Origin of the sequence: Bifidobacterium actinocoloniiforme DSM 22766, from assembly GCF_001263395.1 — a bacterium.
In the GTDB taxonomy this organism is placed as follows: domain Bacteria; phylum Actinomycetota; class Actinomycetes; order Actinomycetales; family Bifidobacteriaceae; genus Bombiscardovia; species Bombiscardovia actinocoloniiformis.
In genome coordinates this window covers 795285-815324 of sequence record NZ_CP011786.1, presented here as the reverse complement: position 1 = coordinate 815324, position 20040 = coordinate 795285, and the positions used below count along the sequence as shown (strand labels likewise).

The 20040-nt window shown below is 61.4% G+C and carries 17 protein-coding genes, 1 tRNA gene and 1 pseudogene; 16 read left to right on the top strand and 3 right to left on the bottom strand.

What is annotated here, in order from left to right; translation table 11 throughout:
• Positions 1-7: 7 nt before the first annotated feature.
• The 4 genes from pheT (at position 8) to tyrS (ending at position 5385) form a co-directional block, all read left to right on the top strand.
• Positions 8-2611: a phenylalanine--tRNA ligase subunit beta gene (pheT, locus tag AB656_RS03245; RefSeq protein ID WP_033503785.1), complete on the top strand. Its 2604-nt coding sequence runs from the start codon at positions 8-10 to the stop codon at positions 2609-2611.
• A 170-nt stretch (positions 2612-2781) separates the two neighbouring features.
• Entirely contained in the window at positions 2782-3321 is a 540-nt protein-coding gene (locus AB656_RS03240) for a hypothetical protein (protein WP_236681905.1), read from the top strand.
• An 81-nt stretch (positions 3322-3402) separates the two neighbouring features.
• Positions 3403-3960, top strand: coding sequence for an arginine repressor (locus tag AB656_RS03235; RefSeq protein ID WP_033503846.1), 558 nt, complete (start codon positions 3403-3405; stop codon positions 3958-3960).
• 102 nt (positions 3961-4062) lie between these two features.
• Positions 4063-5385 carry a tyrosine--tRNA ligase gene (gene tyrS, locus AB656_RS03230; protein ID WP_033503787.1) on the top strand — a complete coding sequence of 441 codons (1323 nt, stop codon included), beginning with the start codon at positions 4063-4065 and terminating at the stop codon, positions 5383-5385.
• Between the two features lie 123 nt (positions 5386-5508).
• Here the strand turns inward: tyrS and AB656_RS08080 are convergent, their stop codons facing one another.
• The gene (locus tag AB656_RS08080; protein ID WP_236681904.1) at positions 5509-6327 is read right to left on the bottom strand and encodes a hypothetical protein; all 819 of its coding nucleotides are present in this window, start codon (positions 6325-6327) and stop codon (positions 5509-5511) included.
• Between the two features lie 90 nt (positions 6328-6417).
• Here AB656_RS08080 and AB656_RS08075 point away from each other — a divergent pair, with 90 nt between their 5' ends.
• The 4 genes from AB656_RS08075 to AB656_RS03210 are packed head-to-tail and all read left to right on the top strand — an operon-like array spanning position 6418 to position 9541.
• Entirely contained in the window at positions 6418-7467 is a 1050-nt protein-coding gene (locus AB656_RS08075) for a tetratricopeptide repeat protein (RefSeq protein WP_236681903.1), read from the top strand.
• Positions 7464-8534, top strand: a complete 1071-nt coding sequence (locus AB656_RS03220) for an HAD-IIA family hydrolase (RefSeq protein WP_033503788.1) — start codon at positions 7464-7466, stop codon at positions 8532-8534. The genes AB656_RS08075 and AB656_RS03220 overlap by 4 nt, the downstream gene beginning before the upstream one ends.
• Before the next feature lie 10 nt (positions 8535-8544).
• Complete coding sequence (locus tag AB656_RS03215) at positions 8545-8751, top strand: hypothetical protein (protein ID WP_033503789.1); 207 nt, start codon at positions 8545-8547, stop codon at positions 8749-8751.
• Positions 8744-9541 (top strand): TlyA family RNA methyltransferase, encoded by a 798-nt coding sequence (locus AB656_RS03210; protein WP_081924860.1) that lies wholly within the window; start codon positions 8744-8746, stop codon positions 9539-9541. The genes AB656_RS03215 and AB656_RS03210 overlap by 8 nt, the downstream gene beginning before the upstream one ends.
• Positions 9542-9553: 12 nt before the next feature.
• Here the strand turns inward: AB656_RS03210 and AB656_RS03205 are convergent, their stop codons facing one another.
• Complete coding sequence (locus AB656_RS03205; RefSeq protein ID WP_033503791.1) at positions 9554-10234, bottom strand: hypothetical protein; 681 nt, start codon at positions 10232-10234, stop codon at positions 9554-9556.
• A gap of 306 nt (positions 10235-10540) precedes the next feature.
• Here AB656_RS03205 and AB656_RS03200 point away from each other — a divergent pair.
• A tRNA-Arg gene (locus tag AB656_RS03200) sits at positions 10541-10614 on the top strand.
• A 150-nt stretch (positions 10615-10764) separates the two neighbouring features.
• On the opposite strand, the pseudogene AB656_RS03195 reads toward AB656_RS03200, so the two are convergent.
• Positions 10765-11893, bottom strand: a pseudogene (locus tag AB656_RS03195) (IS1249 family transposase).
• 245 nt (positions 11894-12138) lie between these two features.
• Between AB656_RS03195 and AB656_RS08205 the strand changes: the two are divergent.
• The 7 genes from AB656_RS08205 (at position 12139) to AB656_RS03165 (ending at position 19847) form a co-directional block, all read left to right on the top strand.
• Positions 12139-12261 carry a transposase-like zinc-binding domain-containing protein gene (locus AB656_RS08205; protein ID WP_420796587.1) on the top strand — a complete coding sequence of 41 codons (123 nt, stop codon included), beginning with the start codon at positions 12139-12141 and terminating at the stop codon, positions 12259-12261.
• A 115-nt stretch (positions 12262-12376) separates the two neighbouring features.
• Positions 12377-13075, top strand: coding sequence for a hypothetical protein (locus tag AB656_RS03185; RefSeq protein WP_051905299.1), 699 nt, complete (start codon positions 12377-12379; stop codon positions 13073-13075).
• Between the two features lie 332 nt (positions 13076-13407).
• Positions 13408-14142 carry a hypothetical protein gene (locus AB656_RS03180; protein ID WP_033503793.1) on the top strand — a complete coding sequence of 245 codons (735 nt, stop codon included), beginning with the start codon at positions 13408-13410 and terminating at the stop codon, positions 14140-14142.
• On the top strand, positions 14084-14425 hold the full coding sequence (locus AB656_RS08175; protein WP_081924859.1) for an amidase domain-containing protein: 342 nt from the start codon (positions 14084-14086) through the stop codon (positions 14423-14425). Before AB656_RS03180 ends, AB656_RS08175 begins: the two co-directional genes overlap by 59 nt.
• A 151-nt stretch (positions 14426-14576) precedes the next feature.
• Positions 14577-14972 (top strand): hypothetical protein, encoded by a 396-nt coding sequence (locus AB656_RS03175; RefSeq protein ID WP_033503794.1) that lies wholly within the window; start codon positions 14577-14579, stop codon positions 14970-14972.
• A 1546-nt stretch (positions 14973-16518) separates the two neighbouring features.
• Positions 16519-17481, top strand: a complete 963-nt coding sequence (locus AB656_RS03170) for a 3-hydroxyacyl-CoA dehydrogenase family protein (protein ID WP_033503795.1) — start codon at positions 16519-16521, stop codon at positions 17479-17481.
• Between the two features lie 1673 nt (positions 17482-19154).
• Complete coding sequence (locus AB656_RS03165; RefSeq protein WP_051905298.1) at positions 19155-19847, top strand: hypothetical protein; 693 nt, start codon at positions 19155-19157, stop codon at positions 19845-19847.
• Positions 19848-20040: the final 193 nt, after the last annotated feature.

Sequence of the window (20040 nt, the reverse complement as noted above, 5' to 3'; positions counted from 1 at the left end):
TTCAGACATGCCGATGGTTGACATTGATTGGTTGAAAGAGCATGTGCAGGTCCCCGAAGGCCTGACTTATGAACAATTGGCCAAGGACCTCGTCAAGGTTGGCCTTGAGGAGGAGGAGATTCACCGCTCCACCGTCACCGGCCCGATCGTGGTCGGCTACGTGGTCTCCGCCGAACCCGAACCCCAGAAAAACGGCAAGGTCATCAACTGGTGCCAGGTCGACGTGGGCCCTGTTTACAACGCGGTTGACGAGGCCGGGAACAAGGTGCCGCGCGGCATCGTTTGCGGCGCGCCCAACATGGCCGCTGGCGAGAAGGTCGTCGTCACCCTGCCCGGTGCCGTCCTGCCTGGTGATTTCCGCATCGAGCCCCGCAAGACCTATGGGCATATCTCGGACGGCATGTGCGCTTCCGAGCGCGAGCTGGGGCTGGGCTCGGACCATGATGGCATCATCCTCTTGCGCAAGTACGGTTTTACCAAGGAGGAGTGCGCGGCGCTGCAACCCGGCGATGACGCGATGGGGCTCCTGCACCTGAACAATCCGGTGCTGGAGATCAACATCACGCCCGACCGTGGCTACGCCCTGTCCTACCGGGGTGTGGCCCGCGAGTACCACCATTCGACGGGCGCGGCTTACACCGACCCGGTGGCCGAGCTGGACGCCAAGCTGAGCGCCCATGCCGACGCTTCTCAGGCTCCGGTTCAAGTGGAGATCGACGACCAGGCGCCCATCCACGGCCAGCCGGGTTGCGATCGTTACTACCTGCGCGCTGTGCGAGGCTACGAGCCTGGTTCGCCCACTCCCAACTGGATGCGCCGTCGGCTGGTTCGCGCCGGCATGCGCTGCATCTCCCTGCCGGTGGACGTGACCAACTACGCCATGCTTGACCTGGGGCAGCCCCTGCACGCCTACGATATGGATAAAATCGAGGGCCCGATTGTGGTGCGTCGGGCCAAAGCGGGGGAGCGGCTGACCACCCTGGACGGCAAGGACCGTGAGCTCAACCCGGAAGACCTGCTCATCACCGACTCCCCGCAGGGTAAGCGCGGATCGCGCGTGCTGGGCCTGGCTGGGGTAATGGGCGGTCTCTACGGCGAAGTGACGGCGGAGACCCGCAATATCCTGATTGAGGCGGCTCACTTCGACACGGTCTCAATCGCCCGTACGGCCCGCCGCCACAAGCTGCCTTCCGAAGCGTCCAAACGTTTCGAACGTGGGGTGGACTGGCGCATGCAACCCGCCGCTGCGCAAATGGTGGCCGATCTGCTGGCCGAATACGGCTCGGCTCAGCCGGACGCCGTGGCCGTGGACGTGGACCGGACCCATGACCTGCCTGGAATCGACTTCCCCATAGCGGACGTCAAACGCTTGGTCGATTTGGACGCCCCAGTCGAGCGGATCGTGGATATCCTGACTGATGTGGGTTGCAAGACGGAGCCCAGGGGTGAGGGTCGGCTGATGGTCACCCCGCCTTCCTGGCGCCCCGACCTGACCCAGTCCTGCGACCTGGTGGAGGAGGTGGCTCGTTTGGTGGGCTACGACCAGATACCGGTGAGCGTGCCCTCCCCGCATGTCGCCGGACGGGTGGGGCTGACTGAGGAGCAGCGCCGCCAGCGCTGGGTGGCGGACACCCTCGCCGAGTACGGGTTGACTGAGGTCCTGAACTACCCCTTCGTAGGACCAGAGGATTTCAAGGCCTTCGGTTACGAGGAAGATGACCTACGGGAGGTCAGCGTGGAGCTGGCCAACCCCCTGGCCGCCGATCGCCCTTACCTGCGCCGCGAACTCTTGCTGCCCCTGGCTAATACGGTTCAGCGCAACATTCGTCGGGGCAACGAGGATGTGCGCCTCTTCGAGTTGGGTTCCATTTATCTGCGGGATCCCCAGGCGCCGTCGATTCCGGCCCTGCCTGGCGGCCGCAAGCCTAGTGAGGATGAGCTGCGCGCTTTGGATGCAGGTCTGCCCACCCAGCGTTTGCATGTTGCTGCCCTGCTGACAGGGAACGCCTTGAACGACGGCTGGCTGGGGGATAAGCGCCCGGTGGACTGGACCGACGCGGTGGAATCCGCCAGGCGGGTCTTGGACCGCCTGGGAGCCGATTACCGGCTGGAGCAGCCGGCAGCTGAGGATGCCCCCCAACAGTGGCATCCCGGCCGGGTGGCTCAGGTGATCGTGGCAGAGGGCAGGGCTATAGGCGTGGTCGGTGAGCTTCATCCCCGCGTCAACCAGGCTTTGGGGTTGCCGGAGCACACGGCGGCTTTCGAGCTGGACCTGGATGGTGTCTTCGAGGGCTTGGATTTCAAGCCCCTGCAAGCCAAGCCCATCTCCACTTTCCCGCCCGTCAAGCAGGACCTGGCTTTCACGGTGCCTGATTCGGTCGACGCCGCCCAGTTGAGTGAGGCGATTGAGGAAGCGGCTGGCGATTTGCTGGAGTCGATTCAGCTCTTCGACGTGTTCACCGGCGACCAAATCGGGCAGGGGGTCAAATCCCTGGCCTTCGCGGTCACCTTCCGCGCGCCCGACCGTACGCTCACCTCTCAGGAGAGCGAGAAGGTGCGCGCGGCTATTGTGGAGAGGACCGAAGCCCTCGGCGCTCGGCTTAGGGCATGAGCGGCCCCGCCCGCCGCGCCTGGCGCGGTAAGATGCGAGGAGCGTAAGGAGCCAGCACGGATACAGATTACAAGAGCGGCGGCCAGCAAGGCCAGCCTCAGGCGCAAGGCCAGACCACTTCTTCTATCCAGCCTGCCTATGGGCAGAGGGTAGAGCCTGAGTACGGCGCTATGTCCAGCCAGTACCCAGGCTGGAACCCTTACATCTATGGTCAGCCTGAGCCCGAGTCCAGCCAGGGCGGCCAGGAGTCCGACAATCGGCGGCCCGTTCCTGCGGCCTTGGGGGGCCGTCCCGGTCAGCCGCCGCAGGCCCACCAGGGGCCGCGGGACGCGCAAAGGGGGCAAGGCGCCCCGGGGAAGCGCCATGGCAAGCGCTTTCTCAATGGCATCGACCTTGATGATCCCTCGCAGAACCCAGCTTACGGTCATTGGGATCCTTATGCGGTCATCGCTTTCATCATGGCCCTCTTCCTGCCGGTGCCCCTGCTGTCGGCCCTGATGGGTGGCATCGCCATCTACCGGACCAGGACCTTCCGCATGAAAGGCTTCGGGCTGGCCGTGGCGGCGGTCGTCATCAACCTGATTTACACCTGTCTGGTGGCTTGGATGGCACTGTCCGGCATGAGCGCCGATGCCTTCTACCAGCAGATGATGCAGTCCCTGATGCCTGGTCAGGGAGGTGGGGGGTCGAGCGACCAGCTCACCACCTGAGACGTCCTTGCTGTGGCTTCCGCCGCTTCGGCTGCCGGCGCATAGGTATTCGTCAACCGGTATGGTATGTACAGTGAATACATGCATGACGAGGAGGCAAGCGTGCGACCTGCAAGCAAAACGGCCCGGCTGGACGCGATTCGCCAGCTGGTGGAACAAGGCCAGGTCACTTCCCAGCAGCAGCTAGTCAAGCTCTTGAATTTGCAAGGGATTGAAGTGACTCAGGCAACCTTAAGCCGGGATTTGGAGGAGCTGGGCGCGGCTAAGATTCGGTACCCCGACGGCGCCCTGGCCTACTGGATTCCCGATGCGGCCGACCAGGGCCTGTTGGGTGCGGCGGCCGTGTCCATGGGGTCGCCCAGTGAGCCTAATAAGACCGATTCGTATTTGACCCGGGTACTGACCGGGCTGATCACCTCGGTCAAGCGGGCCGGGAACCTCTTGGTGGTACGCACCCCGTCGGGAGCGGCCCAATACGCGGCCAGCGCCTTCGACCGGCAGCCCCTGCCCGGGGTACTTGGCACCATAGCCGGAGACGACACGGTCCTGATTATCGCTGCCGACGACGCAGCCGCCGAGGAGCGCAGCGCCTGGCTTTTGAATCTGACATCCAGCCAAGCGGAGAAGCCCGAGACCTGATCCTGGCGCCAGGCGCGCAAGGCTTGCGGTGTCGGCCTCATCTGCGAAAATAAGGCTGTCCCGACTTCATATACGAACACGTCGATAGGGAGCAGTTGTCTCATGGCTAAGGTCACCAATTTCAAGGAAGCGGGCTTCGATTCGCTCTTTGAGGAACTCACATGGCGAGGGCTGGTCGCCCAGTGCACCGATGAGGATGCGCTCGCCGAGCTCTTGGCTGGAGGACCTGTCACGTATTATTGCGGCTTCGACCCTACCGCTCCTTCCCTGCACGTGGGCAACCTGGTCCAACTGCTTAATATGCGTCACATGCAAGCGGCGGGGCACCGCCCCATAGCCCTGGTGGGTGGGGCGACTGGACTGATTGGCGACCCCAGGCAGTCAGGCGAGCGCACACTCAACCCCAAGGAGACCGTGGCTCGTTGGGCCAAGCGCCTCCAGGTCCAAATCGGGCGTTTCCTCGAAGCTGGGGGCTCCAACCCGGTGAGGTTCGTGTCCAATTATGAGTGGACCGGCTCCATGAGCGTTATCGACTTCCTGCGCGACGTTGGCAAGAACTTCCGCATGGGCACCATGCTGGCTAAGGACACGGTGGCGCGTCGGCTCAACTCCGACGAGGGCATCTCCTTCACTGAGTTCAGCTACCAGGTCTTGCAGGGCAACGACTTCCTGGAGCTCTTCGACCGCTATGACTGCCGCCTTCAGCTGGGCGGCAGCGACCAGTGGGGCAACCTCACCTCAGGGCTCGACCTCATTCACAAGGTGCGGGGCGAATCCGTGCAAGTGATGACCAGCCCGCTGATCACCGACTCCCAGGGCAAGAAGTTCGGCAAGTCCGAGGGCAACGCGGTCTGGTTGGACCCGACCATGTTCTCCCCTTACCGCTTCTACCAATTCTGGTTCAACCAGCCCGATAGTGAAGTGGTCAAGCTTCTGAAGACTTTCACCTTCCTGCCTAAGGCCGAGATTGAGCGCTTGGCCGGCGAGGTCCAGAGCAATCCTGGGGCCCGTGAAGCTCAGAGGGTCCTGGCCTGGGAGGTCACCTCCTATGTCCATGGCGATAAGGCGGCGCAGGGCGCCTTCGACGCGTCCGGTGCTTTGTTCGGCCGTGGCGCGGCTTTGACCGACTTGGATGAGGAAACGCTCGAAGGGGCCCTGCAAGGTCTGATGGTGGATGATGGGCAAGGCGGCAAGGCATTCGCTCAGGCCGCTTCCGGCGATCGCTTGGTCGACGCGGCCGTGAGCGCAGGACTGTTCGCCTCCGTCTCCGAGGCCCGGAAAACCATTAAGTCCGGCGGTGTCTACCTGAACAATGAGCGGGTGGATGATCAGGGGCGCCAGCTGGGTGATGAAGACTTCCTAAGCGGCCGTTTCGCCCTGGTACGTAGGGGCAAGAAGGCCTTGGGCGCGCTCGAACGGCGCTGACGCAGCTCGCTGGGCGAGGAAGAACGAGGGGCCGGTTCCGTCGGCCCCATTTGACTATGAGGATGTGACATGACAGACGAAGGCAGGGGCGGCCGCGGCCGTGCAGGCGGCGACGGCAGGAACTCACGCTCGGGTTACGGGCACTCGGGGGGCGGCCGTTCCGGTGGTTTCCACCGCGGCGGGCAAGGACAAGGTCACGGCGGTTATAGGGGTCATGGCTCGGACGGCGGCCGTTCCAATGGCCATGGCTACGACCATCCTGACGCCAGGCGCGGCGGGCAGCGGTTCGACCACGGGAACTCCGACGGCAGGCCCAGGCGCGACGACCGCCGGGGCTACCGGGGGCATGACGATAGGCGCGGCGGTTACACGCCTTACGACCATGACAATCGCCGCAAGCAGTATGGCGAGCGGGATTCGGATGACCGTCGTGGCGGTTTCCGTCGTGATGACCGGGGTGGCAACGACCACGGACGTTATCAGGGTCATGGCGATGATCGCCGCGGTGGCTACAAGCGGTACGACCGTGACGATAAGCGTCAGTCTTATGGCAATCGGGACCGCGATGACCGTCGTGGCGGTTTCCGTCGTGATGACCGGGGTGGCAACGACCACGGACGTTATCAGGGTCATGGCGATGATCGCCGCGGTGGCTACAAGCGGTACGATCGCGACGATCGCCGCCAGTCCTATGGCAATCGAGGCCGCGACGATGGGCGTGGCGGTTTCCGTCGTGATGACCGGCGCGGCGACGACCACGGTTACCGTGATGGAGGCAGGGATCGCTCCTACGGTGATCGGCGTCAGGGAGGTCAAGGCCACGGCTACGACCGGAGCCGCGACCAGCAGCACGGCGAACGGCGTTCCGGCTGGCAGAATCGTCGGGATTCCGGCTCTGACCGCCGCCAAGACCGCAGGTTCGAGCGCAGCGGGCGTGACCACTTCCAGGATGGCCCCCGCCGCAACTCGGACGGGACGGTCTCTTATCCCTCGCAGAACCCGTACACCGACCCGAGGCCGGACGAGCCGAAGATGCCCAAGGGCTTGGAATGGTCCATGCTTTCCAAGGACGATAAGGTGCGGCTGCGCGGCCTGAGCAAGGAGCACGCGGAGAACACCGGCCTGCACATCCTGGCCGCCTACGCTTTGGAGGAGTCTGACCCCGAGCGGGCCTTGGCCCACGCCAAGTGGGTGGCCAAGCAAGCCTCCCGGGTGGACATCGCGCGCGAGACGCTGGCCCTGGTGGCCTACCGGCAGGGCGACTATAAACTGGCCCTCAAGGAGTTCCGTACCGCCTACCGCATGAACGGCTACACGGACTACCTGCCTTTCATCGCCGACTGTGAACGCGGTCTGGGCCACCCCCGCAAGGCCGTCGAAGAAGCCACGTCCGAAGCGGCTAAAGAGTTGCGCGGCGAGTCCAAAGCGGAGATGTTCCTGGTCTATGCAGGCGCCCTGGGCGACCTGGGCCTGTGGGACAAAGCCATCGAGACCGTGCGAGCGCTGGCCCGGGCCAAGGGTCTGTCCGGCGATTACCTGATGCGGGCCCTCCAGGCTGAGCAGAACTTCCTGGAGCAGATCGGACGCGCCGACGAATCCCACAAGCTGGACCCGGTTCTGGATCGCTTGGAGGCCGAGTACGCCGAGAGCGACGAAGATGAGGAAGAGCAGGAGATCATCGTCGACAACGACCTGGAGCACGCCACCGCTTCCATGCTGGAGGACCTGGACATACCGCTGTATGGCGGCGAGGATGAGGCTGAAGACGGGCAGGCTTCCAACCAGGAGGATTCGCCGGAGACACTCGGCCAGGCCGAGCCGGACCAGGACGACACGGCCCGGGCTAGCGCGGCCGAATCCGCTGGTTCAACCTCTGAGCCAGATGCTGAACAGCCGGACGACCAGGCTACGGATGGGGCCGCTGTTGACGCTGCCGAATCTGCCGTGAGCGAGTCCCCGCGCGTGCCTGCCGCGCCTGATCAATCCGCGTCGGAGCCTGGGGCCGAGCCTGAGCCGCCGAGCGAGACGAACATTCCCGCTGCGGAGAGCGGAGAGGATTGGACGCAGGAGGACCAGGCATGACTGCCGGCTTCCTTAAAGGTACTGACCTGCCGCTGAGCCAGACCTACCGGCTGGCCTTGCTGGACTTGGATGGCGTCGTGTACCGGGGCGCGGACCCCGTGGAGCATGCGGCCCAGGGCATCAAGGCGGCCGTCCAAGCAGGCATGGCGATGGCCTACACCACCAACAATCCCTCCCGCTACCCGTCCGTGGTGGCCGACCAGCTCAGAGGCTTCGGCCTTGCGCTGTCCGATGACCAAGTCATAACCTCCGGCATCGTCGGCGCCCGCATGTTGCGCAAGCACCTGCCCGCCGGCGCAAAGGTTCTGGTCATTGGAGGCGACCACTTGCGCGACGAAATCCGCGCAAATGGCATGCGAATCGCTGACTCCAGCGACGATGACCCCCAGGCGGTCATCCAATCTTGGTACCCCGCGTTGACCGGTGAGGACCTGAACCAGGCCTGTTATGCGATTGAGCACGGAGCCCGCTACTTCGTGACCAACCGTGACTTGACCATCCCGAGGGAGCGCGGCATCGCCCCAGGTAACGGCGCCCTGCAATTGCCGGTCATCGCCGCCACCGGCCAGGAGCCCGAGGACTCAGCTGGCAAACCCGAGCCCGCCATATACGACGAGGCCCGCCGTTTATTCTCTACTAGCGACGAGCCGGTCCCCGCGGCCGACTCCCTGCCGGTAGGGGACCGCTTGGACACGGACATCGAGGCGGCTGACCGCGGTGGCTATGATTCCCTCGTCGTCCTGACGGGCGTGGCGACGCCTCAAGCGATCATCACCGCACGCCCGGATCAGCGGCCTACTTATATCGCCCAAGATCTCCGTGGCCTTACGCGACCACAACCCGAGCCGCTGGCCGACGCCGACGGGGCATGGACCTGCGGGGGCAGTCGGGCGCGCTTGGACGACGGGGCTGTGACGTTAACGTCCGTGGACGAAAACGGCAAAGCGCTCGATCCGGCCAGTCAGCTGGATGCTTTGCGCGCCGCTGCCTGCGCGGTCTGGTCAGCCATGGACGATGGCCTGGACCCCAGCGGTCTGAGCATCCCCGATTTCCACCTGAACCAGTGAGGCTGGCGTCATGAGCGCAGAGGCGACCCCCATGGAACCGTCCGCCCAAGGCGTGGCGGCGGCGTCCCCAGCGGGCGTGGACGAGGCTAGGGAGGCCCTCTTCCGGCGCTACCCGCAACTGCGGGCGGTCGTTGATTCGCCGCCCGAACAGCAGGTTGACGCTTACCGCACGGTGTTGGGCGAGTTGCAAAACCGCCTGCGTGACTTGCATGAGTGAAAGGCCTGAAGTGACAGCTTCCGCTCCCGAACAATGGCCGTCATCGAGGCCAGCCCGCCGCTTGGACCAGGTTCTGGCTCTCCGAGGACTGGTCGATTCGCGCTCGCGGGCCACCGCCCTGATCAGGCAGGGGGCTGTCCGGGTCAATGGCGAGGTCTGCCGCAAGCCCTCCCGTCTGGTTCAGCCGACGGACCTCCTCCAGGCCGACAAGGGCGACGATTACGTCTCCCGAGGCGCTTTCAAACTCCTAGGCGCCTTCCAAGCCTTCTCCGCTTCTGGCCTGCCTGAGCCCAGGGGCAAGCTCTGTCTGGACATCGGGGCGTCGACGGGCGGATTCACGGATGTGCTCCTGCGGCGCGGTGCCCAGCGAGTGATCGCCCTTGACGTAGGTCATGACCAATTGGACCCACGGTTGGTTGGCGACGAGCGTGTGGTTGAGCTTAGCGGAGTCAACATCCGACAGGTTGAGGCGAGCGACCTGCCCTTCCAGCCCGAGTTCGTCGTTTCCGATGTCTCCTTCATTTCCCTGACTTACGTGATTCCGGTGATCGCCCGAGTCTCTCGTCCCGGCGCCCAAGTGATCTTGTTGGTCAAACCTCAGTTCGAGGTGGGGCGCGGCAAGTTGGGCCACGGCGGGGTGGTTCGGCAGGAGGGGCGGCGGCAGGAGGCCCTGGCCCGGGTGGAGCTCAGCGCGACTGAGCATGGTTTCTCGGTGCGTGGCCGAGCTCCTTCGCCTATCGCTGGCACCCACGGCAATGAGGAATACCTGCTCTGGTTGACCCGGGCCTGACCATAGGCCCGGTTAATGCCCAGCCACGTGTTTGCGTTTGGGGCCGCCTTGGATCAGCACGGCGGCTGATGACTGGTCCATGGTCAGCGTCGTCAGGCAGACGGCCTCGCGTACCAGGGACCCCTCTCTGAGCTCGGCCTCATACGCCTGGAGCAGGTGGCAACCGCAGCGATGGATGTTCGCCTCCCGGCAGATGATCATCGGCACCCGTGAGGCGCGGACCATCCATTTGACGTGTTCCAAGGGCACGACCTTGGGATGCATGTTCCTTATCGTGACGTTCGAGGCGAGCATGGTCTGAGCCTGCACAACGCCCAGGATGTCGATTTGCCGTGCCGCGACCCATCGCTGCCCTTCCATCAACCCGGTGAATTTCAACGTCTGTTTGACGACGATATCGCCTTCGGTGCGTATCAACCCTTTGAAATCAAGCCGGGCGGTCCTGATGCTGCCTTCGCCGAGGATTCGGCCTTGCCCCGAGAGACTACCGGTCTTGAGTTCGCCGGTCGGCAGCTGGAAGGAACCGTCAATCACCAGGGTTCCACCGCATATGTTCGCGCAAATCAGGTCACCGGTCACATGCATACTTTGAAAATGAGTGCCGGGTTCCACGAAGACCCGTCCGCCTGTCTCGATATGCCCGTACATGCCCCGCTTAACCGTCCCGCCGTGCATGAGTGTGAGGTTCTGCATAGGTATCAGTGCTCCATCCCTTAGTTCTAAGGCCGGCGCATCCCCTACTCGTTTTATCGCCGGCCGCATCCACATTGATACAGCATCGGTTCCCCCCGTCCCGAGTCCCCGAAAATGAGGTAAACACTATGCTATCCCTATAGCGTCATCGCCTGGAAGTGGATAACCGGTTCGTAGTTAGTCTGCTTACGCGCTCTTTTCGCGTGCAACCCAGGTTGACGGCCAACGACACACCCACTTGGATAGAGCGGGGGGTTGCGCTATTATAGGGGAGTTGTCGCGGTGAGCTTATCGCCACAGCAACATGCGCCAGTAGCCCAGCGGATTAGAGCAGCTGACTACGGATCAGCAGGTCGCAGGTTCGAATCCTGTCTGGCGCACAAGAATTCAATGGTTCCAAGGCTTCACAGCCTCGGGACCATTCTTGTTTTTGGACGCGGGCGCATTTCGGGCACATTGCTTGTGCAAGGTACCCTCCTGGCTTACTCCGGCCGTACCGTGTTGGGGTTATACGCCATATTGTGTGCGGGTTAGTCTGTGCCGTTGGGGTATCTGACGGGTGTGTGGAATTCGTTCCAGTCGATGGCTCGTGGTGTTCGGGCATGCCGGTGGTTGCGTGCAGGCCTTGCTGGCTGTGTTGCCAGGCGAGGTTGTTGGGTCGTTCGAGGTCCTGGTCGTTGTAGGCGTTGTTGACGAGCCAGGCGTCGCTTTGGGGCATGGCGGTGTGTTGGTGGCACACCAGCAGATGGCCCGTGTCTCGCGTTCCAGGCTCAGGCCGTTGTGGTTCCTGAGCATGGTTCTCAGCTGTTTGTTCCATGATTCGAGCAGGTTGTTGGTCGTGGGTACGGGACTCTGGCACTGGTCGGCCATGGCGATGAAGGTGCCCATGGTGTCCTCTTTGATCCTGCGGTTGAGGAGGTTGCGGGCCTTGACCAGCCGTTGGTGGGTGTCGGCCTGGGAGCCGTCCCCGTGGGTGCTGGTCTCCTTGAGCCACTGGTGCCACGTGGTCTCCCGGTCGTTGTAGCCCAGCAGCCATTGCCTCATGCGGTCCCCGTCCTTGACGTGGCTCAGGGCGATGGCGATGCGCCGCAGCTGTCTGCCGGCCCTGAGCCGTGGTCTCATGCCGGTTAGGGTGGTGACGTTCATGGCGATGTGGAACAGGCGGCGCTGCGTGGACGTGCCCGGCCAGATGTGCCGCATGGCCTTGGCGATGCCGCCGCCCCCGTCGCATACTAGGACCCTGGGCGCGGCGATGCGGCCCATGAGCAGGCCCCAGGCCACGCTGTCCTCATGCCGGGCCATCCTCCAGCCAATCACATGGCCGTCGGCCACCGCGATCAGGACCACGGCCCGCCGGTGCAGCCAGATCCCGTCGACCCGCACCACGTCATGATGCTCCCAGACCAGGGGTACGGGCGGCATCAGAGACCACATGAGTCGGTTGCGCCGCTGCTGGGTGCGCGCGCTGACCGGGCCCTCGCTTAGCGTCCGTTTGGAGAACAGCCAGTCCAGGCCACTCCTCAGGTCGGCGGCCCGCCGGTCATAGGTGCGGCTCGTCGAGGAGCCGCACTCCTCGCACCGCCATCTGGTGCGTCCCACGCTGGTGGCGCCGTTGGTGCGCATCCTCCCTCCGCAGGCGGGGCAATCCGGTGTGTTCATGCCTTCCAAGCCAAGCAGACACATTCGAATTGGCACAACGCATACTGGCACAAGGGCTTACATGGTGAAAACGCGCACAAAATGGACACCCCAGAAAGTCCGGGTTAAGTAGCGGAATGTGGGTCTAATGGTGCTTGTTGGGCCTTGTGGGAGTAGGTGTGGCGGGCCGGTGTTAATGGTTGGGGTGTTGATGGGTGGGCCTGCTTGACTTTTGCCTGGCTTCGTGGGCTGGTTCGCTGGGGCGCATGGTCAGAAGGAAATCAGCCAGGGCCAGGTTGTGCCCGGTATGCGCAAGGCCCATGAGGAAGAAGGGCCGGACGGCCTTGGGCAGCCAGCGGTGGAAGTGCGGCCCGTGCTCTGCCCCCTGAGCGCGACCGCGCCCCGGGCCGGCACCGGACGCTCGGCGTCCTTCAGGCTGTTCCTGCACTGGGTGTCGGGCAGGCGCTCCATGGCCGACCTGGCCGCGGACGCCGGGGTGAGCCGGTGGGCCCTGGCCAGGCGCGTGTCCTGGTGCTGGGACCTGGAACCCGCCCTGCCCCCGGTGCGCGCAAGGCACCGCAGCCTGACCTGCGACGGCGACAGGGGCTGCCTGGCCCAGGTCGGGGCGAGCTGGCCCGGCACCCGGGTCCAGCGCTGCCTGGTCCACGTGATCCGCGACCCCCGCAGGGGGCCGCCTCCTGGCTGGCCCTGCTCAACCATCGGCACCTGGAGCACGGCCACAGCATCAAGGAGAGGGCCCTGGCCTCGGGGGACCCCCACCACCCCAAGGCCCTGGCCGGCAGGAAGTGGCGGTGCACCCACGAGCGGCCGCGCCGTGCCCACCTGCGCCTGGACCAACTCAACCGACAGGGATCCTTGCTCGCCTTCACCGACCCCGACCTGACTGGCAAGGGCCCCGTGCAGGCCACCAGCGACCTGGTCGGGTCCATCAACGCCGCCGTGCGCGGGCGCACCGGCTGCAGCGAGGAGCACGTGAGACGCATCGTGGAACGGACCATATACCTGGCCGGCCCCGGCCCCGATCCCATGTCCATCATGAGGCAAGGACCCAAACCCGCAACCAGGAAAAGACAGGAGGAGCGACCATCGCCCTACGGCACCGCCACCATCGCCGAGGAGGGACTCCACACCAGGAAGGGATGGGCCGGACGAAGCGCATGGCCCCCAACACACGGCCTATAGGCCCAACACACCGGAATCAACCAACCAAAAAGCCCACGTTTTGCTACTTTATCCTCATATTAATGCGGTTTCCGGTCAGGTGAGGTTATGCAGGATTCAGGGCAAGAATTTCGTGATTCCTACCATACTATGATTGCTTCTTTGCTCTTTGCTGTTAACTATGATAGAGGAAAAACGTTTTTTATTTTTTCTAGACCATATTTAAGAGATATAATAAAACTATAGATAAAGAAGCAAGGCTTTAACTACACTTTGATATAGTGGTAGCGTCTGCTGACGAGGTTCTCAATGAGTGAGTTCTCTGCCGCAGATGCTAGTAGAAAGAATTAATTATGATTAACATGGGGAGAGCGAAAGTTGTCAGCATCGTGGTGGCAACAGCTCTACCTGTGGCACTTGGCGGGCTTGTGCTTGCTCCTGTTTCAGCAAGTGCTAGTGAACCTGAGCTGGATCGGAATCAGATTTCTGTGCTATTGGGTGGGTATGCGTCACAGATAAAGGATAGCTATTCGGGTATTAGTCTGAGGACGCTTTCGGAGGATAAGCAGTCTCAATTGGCAGCCGAGAACAGCTCGTATAAAGACGTCGCCCAGGATGCCGGCATGAAGGTGTATGACGCTCAGGTGTCGACTAGTGTGGTGTCTTCTGAGCAGGTGGGTGACGGCTATGAGACTGTGGTGGATATGACGTCTAATGTGAAATTGGTTCCTGCAGCGGGAACCGACATCACTATTGCTGGCGAGCATAGGGATCACCTTGATTCGAGCTTTACTGATCGGCATGTCATTACCCTTGGTAAGGATTCATCCAATCCTGCCCCTTATTCGGTGGTTTCGGATGAAATTGTTGATCCGTTGGAATCGGATGATGGAACGGAACCTGAAGCAATTAATACCCCAAATTCGATGCCTAGCGGCAATATGCGTTCGGCACCATATGCGAAGGATATGTTTACCAACAAAGCCGGTCTGAACTATATCAGGATGATGCAGTACGCGGAGCAATGGACTGCGACTGATAGAAAATCCAGACTTTCCGATATACAAGGAAGAGGGGCATGGAGGTAATTGCACTAATTTCCTTTCTCAGGCGGTCTACGCTGGCGCCCTTCGGACGGCGTGGGGGTCATCTTTGGATGTGAAGAATGAGAAAGTGTGGACATGGAACCTTGCTGGCATCGCCCACGCCTCTCGTACATGGTCTGGCGCACAGATGAATTACACCTATATGCGTTACCATTCCGGCGCTTTCACTTCCGAGTCGAATCCTTATCGTGTCGGCGGGGTGGGCTTATCTACGCGAACCTCGGCAACGGCCCTGATGGCTTCAACCACGCCATGGTGGTGGTAGGGAACACGTCGGGCGCGAACTCCGTCCCGGTTATTTGCCAGAAGTCACGGAATCAGCACGATATGCTTTTCAGTGAATCCGTGCGACGTGCTCCTGCAAACACCAGCTGGGCTGGCTTGCAATGGAAGGCTGATTAATTAGGCTCTAAGTTATGCGCAAGAAACGTTTGAAAATGGCCTTTTGCTGCGGACTGGTTTATCTGTTGTGTTGGGCTGTGTCTTTGTTTGCGCTTCATCAGTCTAATGATGCGCTGCTGGATGCTTTTCATGTCAACGATGAGGCTCATATGTCCGCCGGCCTGGCACAGGACGTTGTCAGGCGGGAGACTTTCGATGAGAATTCTCCCGCTTTGCGATGGGAATTTCCTTTGGAGCCGAAGGTTGACAGGTCGAAAGCGGTTATGTCCTTTTCGCCGTCTGTCTGGGATTTGTGGTATCGCACATGGGAAGAGCATGAGGACAAGTGCAAGATTGATGAAAGTACGTTGAGCTACTTGGCCTACATCACCCAGATAAACAGTGATTTCAAACAATATCGGCAGCACTGACTGTGGGAGGTTGTCTCCACAGTCAGTGAGACGCTAGTGAACTTGGTAATCTCGGAGGGGTATGGTTGGAGCACGGAGTGATATCGGCCAAGACTTGGAGGAGTATAGTTTTCTCTGGCTTATCGTATTGTTCAGCGCGTCTGGCCCATTCCAGTTCAATGGGAAGCTCCACAATGCTTGTGGAGAACAGGCTGGCGTCTAAAAACCAGCCTGTCCAAATATGACCTGTCGAAGAGCTTTGGGAGCCTTGTCAGAACGGGAAGCGAGCCGCTTTGTTGCGGCCCGCTTTCTCCGTGTTTGGCAAAGTTGTCCGCAGAAATAAGGCATACGAACAAAAAAGATTTAGTGTACGTCCGAGATTGCCCTCCGCGGAACAGGGACAAGTATCAATCTCCTGTAGACCGTGAGGTCCAACAAGTTGTTCTTGTGCTGTGAGCTATGGCCTGAGTTCGACGTAGATTACGCTGAACGGGGTATCGTCTACGCTGAACCCAGTCCATAGTCGGTGTGACCGAATCCAATCGGGCACATTTCGGGCACATTTATACACTAACGTACCCGTTTCAGTTAGTACTTGGAATCTGCTAGTATCGGCAGTATTCTAAGCGTAATTAGTAACAGTTAAGGGCAGCTAGCATGTACGCATACAGCAGCCTTTCTCGACAGCAGGTCGCAGGTTCGAATCCTGTCTGGCGCACCACAGCGAAAGCCCTCTGGAAACATTAGCCTTCAGGGGCTTTTTCATACCCTCGGGAACCGGACGAAAAACGCCAGGCGCGCGGTAAGTGTACGGCTGTATGCAAAACGCAGATTCCCATACGGCGGGCCGTAATAACCGGGGGAGGGGAAGCCCCGTGGGAAACGCGACAGCCGCCCAGCACACGGAAGAATCCCGTCGAAGCGTGGCCGCTTATATGTGTGGCGGGTTAGGTGAGGCTAGGTGAGGTTAGGCCAGCTGGTGTTCCCCAGCCGTCTGCGCCGCCTTGCGTGTAGGAGAGCGTTCCATCCGTGGACGGGAGGGAACGATTCCTCCGTGCGCTGCTCGGTTTCGCTCCACTTGGTTCCATCCGTGGACGGGAGGGAACGATGACTTCCCACAGGCTTTGACTCCTCGATTGATGGATTCGATTGATGGATATTGGGCAAGTTCTCGGTTTGGGGGCTACGGACGATGAGTATGGTGCTTTGGAACCGTGTCTTGGGCATGCGGGGAGGACCCCACGCGGGTTTTAAGCGTAGGCCTCGCTGTGCCACCGGTACGAGCCGTTGGAGTGTCTGGCTGGGTCCGTGGAATCCGTTCCGGTCCATGACTGCCGTAGTCGTCGGGTCCGCCCGCCCCAGGCCCGGTCTCCTGGTTTTGGGCGGGTTACGGTCGGTGGCGTTCATCCTTTGGTGAGGACGGTGGAGGGGCGTGGCGTTTTTCATGTGGCATTGCCGTTCGTCGGCGCGGCATGGAGCGGGGCACCGTCAGCAAACGCCGGAAGGACGATGGTCTCGAAGGCCTACCATGGAGACGTACGCATTCACGGAAGAAAGGACTTCACTGATGAACGTGGAGGATATCAAGGTCATCGGCAATATCGGCGCTGGAACCATGGGGCATGCGACCGCGCTTCAATTCGCTATGAACGGCTACGCGGTCAAGCTGGTCGACAGCAGCCAAGAAGCCCTGGAGAGAGGAACCGCCCTCATCGAGCATGACCTTGACACCTTCATCCAGGCGGGCTTGGTCCAGGAGACGGAGCGGCAAGCCATTCTTGATCGTATCCGGTCCGGCACGGATTATGCGGCCTTGTCGGACGCGGACTTCGTGATCGAGTCGGTCCTGGAGGACATGGGCGTCAAGCGTGAGGTTTGGGCCAAGGTCGAATCGGTGGTATCCGAACAGGCGGTCCTTGCCACCAACACCTCGGGGCTGAGCCCCTCGGCCATCGCGACCGTCCTCAAGCGCCCCCAGCGCTTCCTGGTGGCGCACTTCTGGAACCCGGCCCAGCTCATGCCCTTGGTCGAAGTGGTTCCCTCCAAGGAGACCGATAAGGCCGCGGTCGATCTGACCGTCGAGCTCATCAACGGGATCGGCAAGCACGCAGTGGCTTTGTCCACCGAATCCTTGGGGTTCGTCGGGAACCGCATCCAGGCTGCCGTGATCCGCGAATGCATGAACATCGTCAACCGTGGAATAGCGACACCGGAAGCCGTGGACGAGATCGTCAAGTACAGCCTTGGGCGTCGCTGGAGCGTCCTCGGGCCCATAGCCAGCGCCGACCTGGGTGGCCTCGACATCTTCGACGGCCTCTCCAAGTACATGTATGCCGACCTGGACAACAACGCCGGCGAAGACCCGACCCTCAAGGCTAAGGTCGCCGAGGGGCACTTGGGCGCCAAGACCGGGCAGGGCTTCTATTCTTGGCAGGGTGCGGACAGCCAGGCCCTTATCCAGGAACGCGACAGGAGCCTTCTGAAGGCTCTGGTCGACGACCAGAAGAACGGTGGGGCGCAAGAGCGGTGAGCCCATGCTCCTGCCTGCCCTCACCCGCTGCTTCGGTGCAGCGGGTGGGGGCAGACGCAAACCTCGACAAGACAGCGAATTCACCGTTCCGCCAAACCCCATGTGGGGGGGCAGTCTGTCGGTAGCATGGCGAATCCTTGGGCTTGAACAAGCGCATCGGATTGGCGCCCCGCAGTAGCCAAGATGCCGCTAAGGGGAAACAGCGCCTCCCTTAGATGGTTCGAATGCGCTGGAGGTAAATCATCGAAAATGGGCTGCGGGCAAATCGGCGAACCGTTCTATTCCATCAAGAGACAAGATAACGTTTTCCTACCATTGTCCTGTAGCTTAAAGAAAACGTGTTGGCTCGCATCCCGCACCACCCTGGAGGCTTCCATCAGGTATACCTCAATATGACCGGATCTGATCAACTCCCACTCCGCTGACATCAGCTCCCAGCATGACCGCAACCGTCAATCGGCTTTCGGACTTGAATGGGTTGCCCCAAGCAGGTCAAACGACAATGAATCCGAAACTGAGAGTCAACCGCGCCTTTTCTCCGGCGTCCAGTGCTATGCGCAGTGCGATAGGGATACCAACGGTCCCCCCGGAATGCACTGTGCAGTGCCTTCTAAGAAGCCTGGCACGACTTACCAAGACGGGACCGGCACAGTCCAGCGGCCCCCGGTCTTGCTTATGATGGCGGTATTCCCATTCTTAAATCAGGGTAACGAACCAGGCGGAGTCGCTATTTCACCAACGTAATCAGCGGCCAGCAGCACGTTAGGGTAGTTCGTCTCGGACTATGGGCGATGAATGCGGTGTTTCGGAATTCTGTTTCTGGGGTTGTGGGGATTAACCGTGTGGTTGTGGGTCTTGGGTTTTGAGCCGAGGTCGGGTTGCGTGATCAGTCGCGCTGTCAGGGTGTCTGGTTGGGGCGACGGTCTTGGTAAGCATGATTGGATTGATGCGATGCCATGCGGTACCAGCAGGCGGCGTCCGGTGGTGGTCGACTATCACTATGGGTCCCCTCACTGATGCATTCGGTTTCCATATTGGGATGAAGCCCATCGCCTGTTTTGCAGCGCAACGTCCCTGATCCAATATTGCAACTACAAAATGAAGCTCCACAGCTCTGATGCGGCGCGTACCGAAAGCTGTTGGGCTTTGTGACTCATTCCTCTGGCGCCGTGGCGTCCTCTTAGTGGATGTCGTAGGGATGGCCGTTCCTGAGATGGGTCCATTGACTGCTTCCAGGGTTGTAGACCAGCCGGTTGGCCATGGGGCCTAGGCTTTTTCGGCCCGGTTCCCAGCCTATGGGCCCGGCGATGAGCTTGTTGGGCCCGGCAGGGAAGCCTGGTCACGCTTGCGGGGATTGCTTTTCCCCATCCCTTGCGTCGATGAGGAAATCGGGGGCTAGGAGCTCTGATATGGCGACGGCCGTCCGTCTAAAAAACTGAATTCAGGCCAATCAAACAGGGCTGAATATGGTATTTGCTTTGCGCGTAAGGCTGATTTTCACAAATTCCGCCAGATCATGACGGTTTTGTCCGTCGTCGCGGATTCGTCCTGGTCCTACACAACCATTTGCGTGAGCGGGCATGTCTGATGGTCTAGGCTGGTTCCCGTAGATACGGCAGGTTTTTCATCAAAATGTGCGGTGGATCGATGGATGCTCGGATAAGGAGGCTGATGTGAAGGGATTGATTCTGGTCGCGTCCCTATTGGGGGACTGGCTCCTGTATACGTTCCCTCTCTATCAGGGGCTCATGGAGTTGGGGGAGTATGACGAACTCATGGACCGCTATGGGAGGGTCAGCAAGCGGCGCCAGACGGTGTCGGCCTGGTGGTGGCTGATACCGATCATCAAGGTCCATATGGAGAGGAAACGGGCCGTCGGCATTCTCGGTGAGCTCTCGAAGGGCAGGCACGAGCGCGAGAAGGTCATGGGATTCATGCACAAGGCAACCGCCTGGTTCTATGTGGCGCTTGCGGGTTGGCTGAAGATGGCCGTGTCCGCGTATGAGCTGCTTGAAGGGTTCAGGCTTGAGCCCATGATCCCTATGCTTATCGCTTCCGTCCTCCTGTTGACCGCGGCCGGCATAGCCAATGTCTACTACCGAATCAGCGATCGGCATAGGTGGAACGTGGAGCATCGTCTCAGGACCGCCGAGCGCCCTGAACGAATCAGCAGGCGCGAGCGCGAGCGCGCCCGTGAACGCGAGCGCGACCGTGAGCGTGAGCAGGCCCATGAGCGTGAGCGTGCCCGCGCGCGTGACCGTGAGCTTGAGCGTGAACGCGAGCGTGAGGGCGCCCATGAGCGTGCCCGTGAGCGTGCCCGCGAGCGCGAGCTCGAGCGTGAGCGCCGCCGCTCCTCAAAGCGCTAAGGATTGAGGCGGTTTGTGGGAGCTGGAGTAGGAAGTCCGTCCCCCTCTCTTGGTGGGCTGATATCGTATCCCTGATACCGAACCGGCGAACGCGTCAATCAAGTCCTTTCTTGCTTGGATGCTGCCCGCCTTGGCTTATTGGAGCGCGGCCCGTTGGGCCAATGGGCCAGCCTGCGACGGTCGGCGTGCGGGC